This window comes from Pseudoalteromonas sp. NZS127_1 (assembly GCF_015864295.1).
GTDB lineage: Bacteria > Pseudomonadota > Gammaproteobacteria > Enterobacterales > Alteromonadaceae > Pseudoalteromonas > Pseudoalteromonas arctica.
Map to the genome: position 1 here is coordinate 74,187 of NZ_JADYXO010000004.1, position 12,123 is coordinate 86,309.

Genomic DNA, 12,123 nt, shown 5'->3' on the forward strand with positions numbered 1-12,123 from the left:
AAAAACCGACCCTATAACTACATGGTATATGTTTGATCGCCTGAGTTTAACATAGTCCCAAGTAGCTTTTCGATTTTAGCGTTTAGGTTTGTTTTATCGTCTAAAAAGCTAATACCAATACCTGGAGGGTTAGAGCTTTGTGCCCCTTGTGGCGTGATCCACGACACTTTACCTGTTACTACATCATCTTCTAAGGCATCGGGCAAGGTAACTCTAAGTGCTAATGAATGCCCTGCTTCGTAACGCATATTAGTACGTACAAATAAGCCACCTTTTTTTAAGTAAGGCATATAACAACGGTATAACTCGTCTAAATCGTCTATGTCTACTAGTAGTTCTTGCATGATTAATCCTTTTAAGAATTTCGCAATGTGTATGCTAATCGCGATACAGCAAGCGATAAATTAAGGCCAAGTACTTGTGTGTTATTTTGTAAAAACTCGCCTAATGCATTTTGAGCACTTTTATAAGCGTCAAAACTCATACCTTGCAGTAATTGCTGCTTTAGTTGCACACTTAAAAACAAAGTAAATATACGAACAAGTTCAGGCTGTTTATTTATTATATCGACTAACACTTTGAAATTATGGCTTTGTTTAAACTCAGTTGCAAACTTATACAGTGTATCAATATTTTTTAGTTGGTCTTGCTGTTGCCAATGCTTTACTTGCAGCGGTTGGTTATAAAAAAGTGCTAACCAACTATAGTTGGGTATATCTAATGTCTCTAGCCATTGCTGAGCAAGTGCTGTATTTGTTATTTTTACATCGCTTTTAGCGCATCGACTTAAAATAGTTGCAGGGAGCTGTGCTGGTTGACTTGTAGTTAATATTAAAAAGCGGCTATTAGTTGGCTCTTCAAGTGTTTTTAATAATGCGTTAGCTGCTGCAGTAGTCATTTTTTCGCAATTTTCGATTATCGCTACTTTATTACCATTTTGCGCTGCTGAGTGATTCATAAAATCACTAATGCCGCGTATATCATCTACGCCTATGCTTTGCCCATCAACTTGCGTTAAACGCTTGTCGGGATGAGTACCCGCAAGAGTAAGTAAACAGCTTTTACAATGCCCGCAAGGTTTTAGCATACTGTTTTGCGCAGCTACCTGCTTAGCTATATTTTGGCATAACAAAGCATTACCAAGCTCATCACTTAACTCAAATTTACCTACGCCAACAGGCCCACAAAATAATTGCGCATGATGAAAACGCTCTGCGCGATAACTTTGCGCTAAACGTGCTTGGGTATCATGTAGCCACGGCAATGGCATATTATTTTAGGCCTTCAAAAAATGAATGCAGTACATTGGTTATATCGCGATGTACTTTATCAATACTTTGGTTTGCATCAACCGTTTTAATTGTGTTGTCGTCATTAGCAAGTTCAACATAACGCATACGTGTACGCTGAAAAAACTCAATGGCTTCTTGTTCAATACGGTCAAGCTCACCACGTCCTTTTGCACGTTCAAGGCCTATCACTGGATCAATATCAAGGTAAATAGTTAAATCAGGCTTTAAGCCCTTTAATACCATTGACGAAAGTGAAGCTAATGTATTTGAGCTAATACCACGCCCACCACCTTGATACGCCTGAGACGATAAGTCATGACGATCGGCAAGTACCCATTGGCCTTTATCAAGCGCTGGGGTAATAACATTGTGCATTAATTGCGAACGTGCTGCGTACATAATAAGCAACTCGGTTTCAAAGGCAATTTCTTCTTCGTGCTCTGCTTTTACAAGCGTACGAAGCGATTCAGCAAGCGGTGTGCCGCCAGGTTCGCGGACGTTAATGAAGTCTATTTTTTGTTTGTTTAAAAAGTCTTGGCATAACGAAATAGCGGTTGATTTACCCGCGCCTTCTAGCCCTTCTATTACTATAAATTTTGGTTTCATAAACAATTAATTCTTTTTATTTAATATATACGTTTTAACCGCCGCATTATGCTGCTTTAACGTGGTTGAAAATTGGTGGCTACCGGTACCATCGCCTTTTGCTACAAAGTAAACGTATTCACTTTGAGGCGGATTAACTGCAGCTAAAATAGCGGCTTTTGAAGGCATTGCAATCGGTGTTGGTGGTAAACCATTAATACGATACGTATTGTAAGGCGTATAATCGCGTAAATCTTTGCGTTTAATATCGCCATCAAAATCAGCGCCTAATCCGTATATTACGGTTGGATCGGTCTGTAAGCGCATATTGGTGTTTAATCGATTAACAAACGCTGATGCAATTAACGGACGTTCGCTAGCAAGGCCTGTTTCTTTTTCAATAATTGAGGCCATTATAAGTGCTTCGTATGCTGTTTTGTAAGGGAGATCAACTGCGCGCTGCTGCCAAGCATCGTCTAACGTTTGCTGCATTTTTTGTGCGGCACGTTTTAATACACCGCTTGCGGTATCGTTATTATGATAATGGTAAGTGTCGGGAAATAACCAACCTTCTAAGTGCGTATTATTACCCAGTATTTGGGTACTTAGTTCATCACTTTTTAGATCGTTTTGTAAATTATTGGCCTTTTTAATAGCACTTAGTACTTCACGTAAGTTTTGCCCTTCAATAATGGTAAAACTAAAATTGATTTGCTGGCCTTGGTTAATTTTTTTTACGTTGTTGATAACGCTATCGGCTGTTAACTCGTAAAGCCCTGCTTTTAAATCGGTAAGTGTTGGGTCTAATTTTGCAATTACCTGATAACGCCAGCAACTCTCTACCCAGTTATTAGCTTGCCACTGCTGACATAACTTATTAAAGCCAGTGCCATGCTTAACTTCAAATTGTGTGTTTTCAGTTACTTTTAGCGGGCTATTTATTGTTGCTTGTAATTGCTGGTAACCAATAGCAGTGGTTATAACAGCTAAAAAAAGTACCGATAAAATAACTTTTAACACTCAGCCTCCTTGGCTAATAATTTAGTTAGTAATGCGTTGCTGTCGTCTGTATTAAATACCTGTTGCTCAATACGTTTAACGGGTACTGCTCCCATTAAGCTATTACACACAAATACGGCGTCTGCTTGGGTTAAATCTTCTACTTTCACGCGTTTAAATTCAACAGGCAATTTATCACATAACGATTGTAGATAAACGCCCTTTATTCCGCACTCATCAAGCAATGGCGTAAACACACACTTATTTTTAATCGCAAAAATATTAGCTGCTGAAGCTTCAATTACATTGTTATTGTAATCAAGCACTAACACATCGTCGCAGTCTTGTGTTTGCATTGCTTTTTTAATTAGCACTTGCTCGAGCCTGTTTAATGTTTTGAGGCCTGCTAAATAAGGCTGTGTCGCTAACTTAATGGGGCTTATTTCGAGATTTACACCCTTTTTAGCAAGCTCACTGTAATTACTCGGGTAATCTAATACACTCAATAAAATAGTGACATTACACTCACTTGGCAGCCCATAACCACGCCCGCCTTCGCCTCGCGTTACAAGTATTTTAAGCACGTTTAGTGGTGCAGCGTTTATATGCAAAGCAATTCGATTTTCAAGGCTATTAAAGTCTAACTCAGGAAAACCCAAGCGCTGTGCGCATTCAATCAAACGCGCTTTATGATGAGCCCAATACTGTACTTTCCCATCAACAACCTTAGCGGTTGTAAAAAAGCCATCACCGTAATTTAAGCCCCTGTCACGCGTGCTTAAAGTGCTGTTTTGATCTACTGCTATTATTGTTTGCATTTTGTTTGGCATATAAAAAAAGCCCAGTTAAACAACTGAGCTCTTATAATTTGATTCGTTGTTAAAAAAGATTATACCTTTTTAAATAGCAACGAGCCATTAGTACCACCAAAACCGAACGAGTTACACAGTGCAAAGTCTAACTTTGCATCACGTGCAGTGTGAGCAATATAATCTAAGTCACACCCTTCGTCTGGGTTATCAAGGTTGATAGTTGGCGACACTTTTTGATCTGTCAGTGATAAAATCGAAATAATCGATTCAACTGAACCTGCAGCACCTAACAAGTGACCCATCATCGATTTAGACGAGCCTACCATTACATCTTTAGCTGCATTACCAAAAATAGACTTAACAGCGGCAGTTTCTGCTTTATCGCCTGCATTTGTAGATGTACCGTGTGCGTTAATGTAACCAATTTGCTCAGCGTTTACTTGCGCATCGTTTAGTGCGTTTTGCATTGCAAGTGCAGCACCCGCACCATCTTCTGGTGGTGACGTCATGTGATACGCGTCGCCGCTCATACCAAAGCCTACTAGCTCAGCATAAATTTTAGCGCCACGAGCTTTAGCATGTTCGTACTCTTCAACTACAACAACACCTGCACCGTCAGAAAGCACAAAGCCATCGCGGTCTTTATCCCAAGGGCGAGAAGCCGCTTGTGGATCGTCGTTACGAGTTGAAAGTGCACGCGCAGCATTAAAGCCACCCATACCAATTGGGGTACACGCTTTTTCTGCACCGCCAGCAACCATTGCATCTGCATCACCGTAGGCAATCATGCGCGCTGCATGGCCAATATTATGCAAACCAGTAGTACAGGCAGTTACAATTGAAATATTTGGACCACGAAGTCCATGCATCATTGATAAATGACCTGAGATCATATTAATAATGGTAGACGGCACATAAAATGGCGATAACTTGCGCGGACCACTATTTAATAGCTTAATGTGGTTTTCTTCAATTAACGTAAGCCCACCAATACCTGAACCTACAGCTACACCAATGCGTGCTGCGTTTTGCTCAGTGATTTCAAGGCCTGAATCTTTAAAGGCTTGAACACCCGCTGCAATGCCGTACTGAATAAACAAGTCCATTTTTTTAGTATCTTTCGCTGACATGTATGCAGTTGCATCAAAGTCATTTATTAAACCAGCGAATTTAGTACCAAATTTTGATGTATCAAAGTGCGTTATTGTTTGAATGCCACTTTTACCATCTAATAAGCCTTGCCAGGTTGATTGAACATCATTACCTAGCGGCGTCAACATTCCTAAGCCAGTTACGACGACTCGACGTTTAGCCACGGTTTGCCTCCAATAAGGGATATTTTACAAGGGGATGATCATACCCAAGCTACCTCAAAGTGCTAGTCCCAAAATAGATTAAAAACGCATAACACTATCAAAATTAATTTTTAGCTAAAATTGAGCATAGAGATTTAAGTTTTGAATCACGAACTTTGAGGTGGTTTGGATATAAAAAATTAAAGGCAGCGGATGCTGCCTTTAACGTGCGATTAATTACTCAGCGTGTGCTGTAACGTAATCGATAGCAGTTTGTACTGTAGTGATCTTCTCAGCTTCTTCATCTGGGATCTCAGTATCAAACTCTTCTTCAAGAGCCATTACTAGTTCAACAGTATCAAGAGAATCTGCACCTAGGTCATCTACGAAAGAAGATTCATTTTTAACTTCTTCTTCTTTAACACCTAGTTGTTCAATGATAATTTTCTTTACGCGTTCTTGGATATCGCTCATTCTTCTTTCCTTTATTAAAAACGCCAATGCGTTATTTTCAGATTGCGGCGTAGTTTACGCCGCATAATTCTCTGATTCAATGATTTGACCATAAATAATTGTCTGGTCAAACCTCTGAGTGTGTGTTTTGTCTTTTATCGCTTATTTTCGCAGCGATTTCAAGTATGTTTAAAGCAAGTTCACAAATAATTCAATGTTTTTGAGGTAACTTAGTTAACTTTATCAAGTAGCAATCTAGGTACAATGGCGATTAAACCATGTACATCGCGCCATTTACATGCAAAGTTTCGCCTGATACATACGCAGCCGCGTCAGATGCTAAATAACATACTGCAGCAGCAATTTCGTCTGGTTGGCCTAAACGCCCTGCTGGAACATTTGCAAGTGTTGCTGCTTTTTGCTCATCAGTTAAATTATCAGTCATGTCTGTTTGAATAAAACCAGGTGCGATTACGTTAACTGTAATACCACGTGATGCAACTTCGCGCGCAAGTGACTTAGAAAAACCAATTACACCCGCTTTAGCCGCTGCATAATTAGCTTGACCTGCATTGCCCATAGTACCCACTACTGAGCCAATGTTAATAATACGGCCTTTCTTTTTCTTCATCATTGGACGAAGTACCGCTTTAGATAAACGGAAAACTGAGCTTAAATTAGTGTCGATAATATCGTCCCACTCAGCCTCTTTCATACGCATTAATAAGTTATCGCGTGTAATACCTGCGTTATTTACAAGTACGTCAATATCGCCTAAATCCGCTTTTATTGCAGCAAGTGTTGCTTCAATAGATGCAGGATCGGTTACGTTTAATGCATAACCTTTACCATTGTCACCTAGGTATTCACTGATTTTAGCAGCGCCCGACTCACTTGTCGCAGTACCTGCAACTTTTGCACCTTGTGCAACTAATGTTGTTGCAATTGCTTTACCAATACCACGGCTGGCGCCAGTAATTAGGACAATTTTGCCCTCTAATGAAAATAAATTAGACATTTTATATACTCTTATTTAGCTGCATCAATTGAAGCGGCGTCGTTTACTGAGCCACAGATCATTGCTTTATCAATTCGTTTAGCAAGTCCTGTTAATACTTTACCAGGACCAAATTCGTAGCTTTGTGTTACATCTTGCGCAACCAAGGCTTGTACTGTTTCTGTCCAGCGAACTGGGCTGTATAGCTGACGTACTAATGCGTCTTTAATTGCATCAGCTGACGTTTCAGCTTTTACATCAACATTATTAATTACATCACACTTAGGTGTATTAAATGTTAAAGCGGCTAAGTCTGCTGCTAGCTTGTCAGCTGCTGGCTTCATTAACTCACAATGTGAAGGTACGCTAACAGAAAGTGGTAATGCACGTTTAGCACCGGCATCTTTACATGCTTGCGATGCTCTATCTACTGCCGCTTTATGGCCTGCGATAACAACTTGACCAGGAGAGTTGTAGTTAACTGGAGACACAACCTCACCTTGCGCTGAGGCAGCACACGCCGCTTTAATTTCTTCATCGCCTAAGCCAATAATAGCAGCCATCGAACCTACGCCTGCTGGCACGGCTTCTTGCATGTATAAACCACGGTTTTCAACAAGCTTTACGGCTTCGCTCAAGCTTAATACATCGCTACATACTAACGCTGAGTATTCACCTAAGCTGTGACCCGCCATAACAACGTCTGCATCAGGGTTAGCTGCTAACCAATCACGGTAAATAGCAACACTTGCAGTTAGTAATGCAGGTTGTGTGCGGTGGGTTTGATTTAATTTTTCTTCTGGGCCATTAAGAACTAGCTCTGCTAAGTCGTAACCCAGTGCATTTGACGCTTCTGCAAATGTTGCTTTAACAATGTCAGAACTCTCTAGTAGTTCTTGTAACATACCAACGCTTTGCGAGCCTTGACCTGGGAATAGAAGTGCAATTTTTTGTGCCATACTTTGCTCTTTTTAATTAAACAAATAAATAATGAAATACACGGCACATCAATTATTGATTAACCGCCGTGTCTTTAGAATGTGTTTTTTCGAAAATAGCGGCTATTTTATCAGGAAGTTGACGTTCAACCTCTTTTACCGCTTCATCAATTGCTGCTTGAAATGCTTTAGCTGACGCATTTCCATGACTTTTAACGACAATACCGCGCAATCCTACCAGAGAAGCACCGTTATACTGGTCGGGGTTCACCCTTTTATAGAGTTTTTTTATTATTGGGCGCAATATAAACGCCATACATTTATATAAAAGGTGCTTTTCGAGCGCGGTTGTAAACTTATTCATAATAAGCTTGGCAATGCCTTCACATGTTTTAAGTGCTACGTTGCCAACAAACCCTTCGCATACAATGACATCAGCCTTACCCGAAAAAATATCACTTCCTTCGCTGTAACCAATATAATTTATATGTGGGCTTTGCTGCATTAATTGTGCAGCTTGTTTAATGTCGTCGTGACCTTTAATGTCCTCAGCACCAATATTTAATAAACTAACGCGAGGATTATCCAAACCAAGTGCTTGTCCTGCAACAATAGAGCCCATAATGCCAAACTGATAGAGCATTTGCGCATCACAATGCACATTAGCACCTAAGTCGAGTAAATATACTGGGTTTTTAAGCTCTGTAGGAACAGATGAAATGAGTGCGGCACGTTTAACACCTGGCAGCATTTTTAATACATAGTGAGCCATAAAAAATAAAGCGCCGGTATTACCTGAGCTAACACATGCTTGAGCCTCGCCCGATTTAACTAAATCTAGGGCAACACGCATAGATGAATCTTTTTTTGAACGCACAGCAATTGCAGGTTCACATGCATTGGTGACTATTTCACTACAGTGACGAATTATGAGTCTAGGATGAGGTAGAGAATCGAGGGATTCGAGTTCTTTAGATATAACGTGTTCATTGCCACATAAAATGAGAGTTAAATTGGCATGAGCATTTACTGCACAAACGGCAGCAGGAATAGATGAACGGGGGCCGTAATCGCCCCCCATCATATCTAACGCTATGGTTAGATCTTTCAGCATATAAGTAATCTCTTATTTAGAAATTACTTGAACGCCTTTGTAGTAACCATCTGCAGTCACATGGTGACGACGATGAGTCTCACCAGATGTTTGATCTACAGTTAAAGTTGGACCACTGATCGCATCGTGTGAACGGCGCATGCCGCGTCTTGCACGAGACTTTTTGCTTTTTTGTACAGCCATAGTCTTCTCCTAAGAATCTTTCTTAAGTTGTTTCAAAATATCAAATGGATTAGGTTTATCATCTTCCGCCTTTAATACACCAAAGCTGGCAGGCTTTGCTGAATAACTGCATGAAGCTTCGTTGTGGGTAGCCACTAATGGAATTGCTAAAATTAGTTCGTCTTCAATTAAATTAAAAACGTTAACTTCACCATTTTCATCAAGCGCTACTTCATCGTAGTCTTCTGGAAAAATATCTAACTCTGTATCTTCACCTACTGGTGAATATGCAAAGTCTTGAACCAAATCCAACCCTAAATCACCATTACAACGTTGACAAATGACAGTAACGTGTGTGGACAAATTGCCTCTAATCACAGCGAAACCTTGATCATCGTTTTTGCAATGTATTTTTACCGCTATTTCACCTACTTCTTCCTGCACAACTTTCTCTAAACGAGTAAGTTTTTCAAGCGGTACAATTCCGTCATACTTTAAACGGTGCTGCGCTGCTTTGCCTGGATGAAGAGTGATGGGAATTTTCACCTTTTGCATAGGGGCTGCATCATATAGATAGTTAGTTTGTTAGTCAAAGTAAAAAACCATTTTTACTTGGTTTTTAACGTGTTTTACTCTCGGATCTGATTTATCCTAACTCAATCTGAATTATCGTAGGAAAACAGTCCGTGAAGCATCCACTCATTTTAGCGTCAAGCTCGCCTTTTAGGCAGTCTTTATTACAAAAATTTAATTTACCATTTGATACGTTTTCACCAGATGTTGACGAATCAGCACTTGAAGCCGAAACACCTACCGAACTGGTTAAGCGTTTAAGTGAATTAAAAGCCTCAGCAGCTAATAAACACTTTAACAAAGGGTTAGCTATTGGATCAGACCAAGTCGCTGTATTTAACAATCAAATTTTAGGTAAACCACATAATAAACAAAATGCCGTAAAACAACTAAATTTATTTAGCGGCAATACTGTAACATTTTTAACAGGGCTTTGTGTTTACGATATTGTAACTGGCACTAAAAAAACGTGTGTTGAACCCTTTGATGTTACTTTTAAAATACTTAGTGATGCACAAATTAGTGCTTATTGCGACGCAGAGCAGCCTTATAACTGTGCTGGTAGCTTTAAAAGCGAAGGGTTAGGTATTTGTTTATTTGAAAAACTAACGGGTGACGATCCTAATAGCTTAATTGGATTACCATTAATTAAACTCAGCCAATTACTGGCTGAGTTTGGTATTGATGTACTTAATGCTCAAAACAAGTTCTAGTTAAATAAATTAGCCAAGCAAAACCTGTTGCAGCTGCAGATAGTTATCTACAGTGGCAATAGGGCTAAGCTCATTTAGTTGCTGAGCGTTGTGTACACCCATTGTTACGCCGATTCTATCCATGCCAGCAGCTTTTGCCATAGTCATGTCTATTTGAGTGTCGCCAATCATTACAGCGTCTTGAGCACTTATGCCAAGTTCTTCAAGTAATTGATACAACATATCTGGAGAGGGCTTTGATTGCGCGTCATCGCTTGTACGTGTTGCACTAAAAAAATGTCGCAATTGACTTTGATCAAGTAAGCGCTCTAACCCACCCCTACCTTTACCTGTTGCAACCGCTAAAACAGTGCCCTGCTCTTTTAAGGCACCTAAAACGCTGACAACATTGGCAAATACAGGCGTGGGAGTAGTATCCACACTGTATTGATATTTATAACCTGAAATTAACGCTTGGTGCTGCGCTACATTATCGGGAAATAAAACGTCAATTGCTTTTTCAAGCGACATACCAATAATATTTTTAATGGCTTCGTCACTAGGTGGCACTAAATTAAGTGACTCGGTGCTACTACGAATACAGTTAACTATTTTAGTGACTGAATCCATAACAGTGCCGTCCCAATCAAAAATGACGAGCTTATATTTTTTAATTGGGGCTACTTTTATCACAGTTTTGCATCTCGTAATTTTAGTAATGTATTTTTAAGCGTTTTATCTAGCGGTGCTTCAATACGCATAGTTGTTTCGTTTTTAGGGTGATAAAAACTTAAATCATGTGCGTGTAAAAACAATCGGTTTAACCCAACTTTACGCATAGAATCGTCAAAACCCTGATCGCCATATTTATCGTCGCACGCTATTGGGTGACCTTTACATTGCGTATGCACACGAATTTGGTGCGTACGCCCTGTAACAGGCGATGCTTGTACCAATGAGCAATCGTTAAAACGTTCAAGTACTTTAAAACGAGTATGTGAAGGTTTACCCTCAGTGTTATCTACGCGTACTACGCGCTCGCCCGATTTAAGTGTATTTTTACGCAGCCCTTCGGTTACGTTTTTAGTTTTAGAATCCCACTGCCCTTCTACAAGTGCCCAGTAATTTTTTTCCATTGTTTTTTCGCGAAGTTGTTCATGCAATGCTGTTAACACCGAACGACGCTTTGCTATAAGTAAACAACCTGATGTATCACGGTCAAGCCTATGAACTAGCTCAAGGCTACGTTCCTCTGGGCGAAGTGCTCGCAAAGCTTCAATTAAGCCATAACTTAAACCACTGCCGCCATGCACAGCCATACCTGATGGTTTATTTATTACGATAAGGTATTTATCTTCAAATAAAATATCGTTTTCAAGGCGAGTTACTTTGTCTAATTTTGAAGGAACAAATTCTTCACGCTCAGCAACCCTGATAGGTGCAATACGAAGTACATCTTCAAGCTGTAGTTTATATACAGGCTTAATACGCTTTTTATTAACGCGTACCTCACCTTTGCGCAAAAGTTTATAAATAGCGCTTTTAGGCACCCCTTTTAAATGGGTAATAAGAAAGTTATCAATACGCTGACCTAAATGGTCTTCGTTGATCGTGACATAAGTTACTTGTAAGTCGTTTTTTTCTGACATTGCCTAATCACTAATTTAAGTAAAATAATTTAGTTGCTAACACTGTAATAATAGTGGGATAATCAGCAGCGCAAATATTTAGTATTTGCAAATAACAACGGTGCTTTTTAACACATTAAAACATTCGTGATGCACATTCTGGGTAGCCGATCATACAGATCCGAGTTAAGTTTTCCAAAGCTTTTATGCCTCCTCAGTTAACACGTGCGATCAATTAACGGCAATGCGCGTAATATATTGCTGGTTAAGTTTGAACATGAAGCGATTTTTAACGTGCTAGAGAAAGCAATGAACAGATAATTTGTCTGATAGTGACGACGTAAAAAACGTCGTTCAGCACTAGCTCAATTATTGTAGTACCGTATAGCAGCTTATTTAGAACTAAAAAAATCTAATAAATAAGCGTTCATTAACATCGGCAGCGATTTTTGCTCTTAAAACGGATATTAGCGATACATCAGTATGTATTGCTCACCAACTTAATGAGCCCTACGCGCCTAATATGAATGATATTTAGTAAGATTAATATGACAGGCCGACTTCTGGGTAAAACTTGTAAACG

15 protein-coding genes are annotated in these 12,123 nt (G+C 39.6%); 1 reads left to right on the plus strand and 14 read right to left on the minus strand.

Features of this window, described 5'->3' with window-relative positions; genetic code table 11:
- Positions 1–17 precede the first annotated feature (17 nt).
- The 12 genes from I6F50_RS05830 to yceD all read right to left on the minus strand — a co-directional run bounded on the left by I6F50_RS05830 (position 18) and on the right by yceD (position 9,202).
- Positions 18–344, minus strand: coding sequence for a PilZ domain-containing protein (locus I6F50_RS05830; protein ID WP_002962367.1), 327 nt, complete (start codon positions 342–344; stop codon positions 18–20).
- A gap of 11 nt (positions 345–355) precedes the next feature.
- Positions 356–1,270 carry a DNA polymerase III subunit gene (locus tag I6F50_RS05835; protein WP_197175591.1) on the minus strand — a complete coding sequence of 305 codons (915 nt, stop codon included), beginning with the start codon at positions 1,268–1,270 and terminating at the stop codon, positions 356–358.
- A 1-nt stretch (position 1,271) separates the two neighbouring features.
- Positions 1,272–1,898 carry a dTMP kinase gene (tmk, locus tag I6F50_RS05840; RefSeq protein ID WP_002962371.1) on the minus strand — a complete coding sequence of 209 codons (627 nt, stop codon included), beginning with the start codon at positions 1,896–1,898 and terminating at the stop codon, positions 1,272–1,274.
- Positions 1,899–1,904: 6 nt separating this feature from the next.
- Positions 1,905–2,897 (minus strand): endolytic transglycosylase MltG, encoded by a 993-nt coding sequence (mltG, locus tag I6F50_RS05845; RefSeq protein ID WP_165740133.1) that lies wholly within the window; start codon positions 2,895–2,897, stop codon positions 1,905–1,907.
- The gene (pabC, locus tag I6F50_RS05850) at positions 2,891–3,706 is read right to left on the minus strand and encodes an aminodeoxychorismate lyase (protein ID WP_197175592.1); all 816 of its coding nucleotides are present in this window, start codon (positions 3,704–3,706) and stop codon (positions 2,891–2,893) included. Before pabC ends, mltG begins: the two co-directional genes overlap by 7 nt.
- Before the next feature lie 59 nt (positions 3,707–3,765).
- Positions 3,766–5,004, minus strand: a complete 1,239-nt coding sequence (gene fabF, locus I6F50_RS05855; protein ID WP_007585731.1) for a beta-ketoacyl-ACP synthase II — start codon at positions 5,002–5,004, stop codon at positions 3,766–3,768.
- Between the two features lie 216 nt (positions 5,005–5,220).
- Entirely contained in the window at positions 5,221–5,457 is a 237-nt protein-coding gene (acpP, locus tag I6F50_RS05860) for an acyl carrier protein (protein ID WP_002962377.1), read from the minus strand.
- 250 nt (positions 5,458–5,707) lie between these two features.
- Entirely contained in the window at positions 5,708–6,454 is a 747-nt protein-coding gene (gene fabG / locus I6F50_RS05865) for a 3-oxoacyl-ACP reductase FabG (RefSeq protein ID WP_197175595.1), read from the minus strand.
- 11 nt (positions 6,455–6,465) lie between these two features.
- Positions 6,466–7,392, minus strand: a complete 927-nt coding sequence (gene fabD, locus I6F50_RS05870) for an ACP S-malonyltransferase (protein ID WP_007585729.1) — start codon at positions 7,390–7,392, stop codon at positions 6,466–6,468.
- A gap of 52 nt (positions 7,393–7,444) precedes the next feature.
- Entirely contained in the window at positions 7,445–8,485 is a 1,041-nt protein-coding gene (plsX, locus tag I6F50_RS05875) for a phosphate acyltransferase PlsX (protein WP_007585728.1), read from the minus strand.
- A 12-nt stretch (positions 8,486–8,497) separates the two neighbouring features.
- The gene (gene rpmF / locus I6F50_RS05880; protein WP_002962381.1) at positions 8,498–8,668 is read right to left on the minus strand and encodes a 50S ribosomal protein L32; all 171 of its coding nucleotides are present in this window, start codon (positions 8,666–8,668) and stop codon (positions 8,498–8,500) included.
- Positions 8,669–8,677: 9 nt separating this feature from the next.
- Positions 8,678–9,202 (minus strand): 23S rRNA accumulation protein YceD, encoded by a 525-nt coding sequence (gene yceD, locus I6F50_RS05885; protein ID WP_007585727.1) that lies wholly within the window; start codon positions 9,200–9,202, stop codon positions 8,678–8,680.
- Between the two features lie 131 nt (positions 9,203–9,333).
- On the opposite strand from yceD, the gene I6F50_RS05890 reads away from it, so the two are divergent.
- Entirely contained in the window at positions 9,334–9,933 is a 600-nt protein-coding gene (locus tag I6F50_RS05890; protein WP_197120177.1) for a nucleoside triphosphate pyrophosphatase, read from the plus strand.
- 9 nt (positions 9,934–9,942) lie between these two features.
- Here I6F50_RS05890 and I6F50_RS05895 read toward each other — a convergent pair whose 3' ends face one another.
- Both I6F50_RS05895 and rluC read right to left on the minus strand, forming a co-directional pair.
- Positions 9,943–10,605, minus strand: a complete 663-nt coding sequence (locus I6F50_RS05895) for an HAD-IA family hydrolase (RefSeq protein WP_331458712.1) — start codon at positions 10,603–10,605, stop codon at positions 9,943–9,945.
- Positions 10,602–11,561: a 23S rRNA pseudouridine(955/2504/2580) synthase RluC gene (rluC, locus tag I6F50_RS05900; protein WP_010554171.1), complete on the minus strand. Its 960-nt coding sequence runs from the start codon at positions 11,559–11,561 to the stop codon at positions 10,602–10,604. The genes I6F50_RS05895 and rluC overlap by 4 nt, the downstream gene beginning before the upstream one ends.
- Between the last annotated feature and the right edge of the window lie 562 nt (positions 11,562–12,123).

Coding starts and splice junctions, on each gene's coding strand:
- I6F50_RS05835 (WP_197175591.1), bottom strand. CDS start 1,270: ATGCCATTGCCGTGGCTACATGATACCCAAGCACGTTTAGCGCAAAGT.
- rpmF (WP_002962381.1), bottom strand. CDS start 8,668: ATGGCTGTACAAAAAAGCAAAAAGTCTCGTGCAAGACGCGGCATGCGC.
- plsX (WP_007585728.1), bottom strand. CDS start 8,485: ATGCTGAAAGATCTAACCATAGCGTTAGATATGATGGGGGGCGATTAC.
- fabD (WP_007585729.1), bottom strand. CDS start 7,392: ATGGCACAAAAAATTGCACTTCTATTCCCAGGTCAAGGCTCGCAAAGC.
- fabG (WP_197175595.1), bottom strand. CDS start 6,454: ATGTCTAATTTATTTTCATTAGAGGGCAAAATTGTCCTAATTACTGGC.
- pabC (WP_197175592.1), bottom strand. CDS start 3,706: ATGCCAAACAAAATGCAAACAATAATAGCAGTAGATCAAAACAGCACT.
- rluC (WP_010554171.1), bottom strand. CDS start 11,561: ATGTCAGAAAAAAACGACTTACAAGTAACTTATGTCACGATCAACGAA.
- yceD (WP_007585727.1), bottom strand. CDS start 9,202: ATGCAAAAGGTGAAAATTCCCATCACTCTTCATCCAGGCAAAGCAGCG.
- tmk (WP_002962371.1), bottom strand. CDS start 1,898: ATGAAACCAAAATTTATAGTAATAGAAGGGCTAGAAGGCGCGGGTAAA.
- acpP (WP_002962377.1), bottom strand. CDS start 5,457: ATGAGCGATATCCAAGAACGCGTAAAGAAAATTATCATTGAACAACTA.
- I6F50_RS05830 (WP_002962367.1), bottom strand. CDS start 344: ATGCAAGAACTACTAGTAGACATAGACGATTTAGACGAGTTATACCGT.